The following is a 2,026-nucleotide window of genomic DNA, read 5'->3' as shown; positions in this document are numbered from 1 at the left end:
CGGACGCCGACGAGCCGGGCGAGCGCGAGTACTGGCGGGTCGAGGCCTCCGCGGGCGGCGAGCCCGGGGTGTACGAGCTGCGGCACGACACGGCGGCGGACGCCTGGACGCTCTCGCGGCTGTGGGATTGACGGGCCGCCATGCACCTGCATGTCGCGTCCGCCTACTCGGCGCGGTACGGCGCGTCCACCCCGAAGGCGCTCGCCGGCCGGGCCGCCGAGCTGGGCCTGCGCACCCTCGCCCTGACCGACCGGGACGGCCTGTACGGCGCGGTCCGGCACGTCCGGGCGTGCGCTGAGGCCGGAATCGGCGCGGTCCTCGGCGCGGACCTCGTCCTGCGTGATCCCGAGCCCCCCGGCCACGCCCACGCCCACGCCCACGCACGCGGACGCGACCGCACCGGCGGCCGGGGAGGCGGCGCTCGCGGCAGCGGCGGCGGGCGGGCGCAGCGGGTCGTCGTGCTGGCCGAGGGCAAGGCGGGCTGGGCGTCGCTGTGCCGCCTGGTCACGGCCGCGCACGCGGCGGGCGCGCGCGGCGAGCCCGAGATCACCCCCGGCATGGTCGCCGAGCGCTCCGCCGGGCTGGTCGTCCTGCTCGGCCCGGACTCCGACGTCGGTCGGGCCGTCGCCGCGCGCGACCGGGCCCGGGCGGCGGCGCTGCTGGCCGCCTGGCGCGCCACCGGGGCCGAGGTCGCCGTCGAGATCGTCAACCACCACGGGCGGGGGGACGGCCCGCGCGCGGCGCGGATGCTCGCGCTCGCCCGGGAGGCGGGCGTCCCGGCCGTCCTCGGCAACGGCGTCCGGTACCTGGACGGCGCGGACCATCCGGTCGCGCAGGTGCTGGACGTGGCGCGCAAGCTCGTCCCCCTGCACCGCCGCCACCTGGAGGACCGGACCGGGCACGCCTACCTGAAGTCCGAGGAGGAGATGCGCCGGTCGGCCGCGCTCGGCTGCGGCCCGGACGAGGTGGACGCCCTGGTCAGGGCCACCAAGGACCTCTCCGAGCGGTGCGTCCTCGACCCCGGCCGCGACCTCGGCATGGGCCGGGCCCACCTGCCCGACACCGGGCCCGAGCCGCACGCGCGGCTCCTCGCGCGCTGCCTCCAGGGCCTGCGCGGGCGCGGCCTGGAGCACCGGGACGGCTACGAGGCGCGGCTGGCGCACGAGCTGGAGATCATCGGGCGCAAGGGGTACGCGTCGTACTTCCTGACCGTCGCGGACGCCGCCGCGCTCATCCGCGCCCTCGGCGTCCGGTGCGCGATCCGCGGGTCGGGCGCGGGCAGCCTGGTGAACTTCCTGCTCGGCATCGGCGACCTGGACCCGCTCCGGCACGACCTGGTGATGGAGCGGTTCCTCGCCGACAGCCGCCCCGGCCTGCCCGACATCGACCTGGACGTGGAGTCCGCGCGGCGGCTGGAGGCCTACGAGGCGCTGTTCCGCCGGTTCGGGACGGACGCGACCGCCTGCGTGTCGATGATGGAGACCTACCGGGCGCGCAGCGCGATCCGGGACGTGGCCGGGGCGCTCGGCCTGCCGCCGCAGGAGGTCGACGCGATCGCCAAGGCGTTCCCGCGCATCCGGGCGCGGCAGATCCGGGCGGCGCTCACCGACCTGCCCGAGCTGCGCCGCTCCAACCTGAACAACGCCCAGCTCGCGATGGTCTTCAAGCTCGCCGAGCGGCTGGACGGCCTGCCCCGGCACATCGCCCTGCACCCGTGCGGGGTGATCCTGTCCAACCCGACGCTGCGCGACCGGACGCCGGTGGAGCCGAGCGCCGCCGGGTTCCCGATGAGCCAGTTCGACAAGGACGACGTGGAGGCGATGGGGCTGCTGAAGCTCGACGTCATCGGCGTCCGGATGCAGTCCACGCTCGCGCACGCGGTCGCCGAGGTCGAGCGGACGACCGGCGAGCGCGTCGACCTGGAGGCCGTCCCGCGCGACGACGGGCCGCCATCCTCATGCAGCCCTGGCCGGACGGTCGCCCCCGTCATCCATCCCATGTCGTGCTCCGGCCCCGCCACGAAGCC

1 protein-coding gene is annotated in these 2,026 nt (G+C 76.9%); it reads left to right on the top strand.

Going from position 1 to position 2,026, the window contains the following annotated elements:
- Positions 1-140: 140 nt before the first annotated feature.
- On the top strand, positions 141-2,026 hold a 1,886-nt coding region (locus AB0J52_RS37935), incomplete at its 3' end, for a PHP domain-containing protein (protein ID WP_500187824.1).

The organism is Spirillospora sp. NPDC049652, from assembly GCF_040675125.1.
Taxonomy (GTDB): domain Bacteria; phylum Actinomycetota; class Actinomycetes; order Streptosporangiales; family Streptosporangiaceae; genus Spirillospora.
The sequence above is the reverse complement of the archived record's forward strand: the minus strand, read 5'-3'. Positions and strand labels throughout refer to the sequence as shown.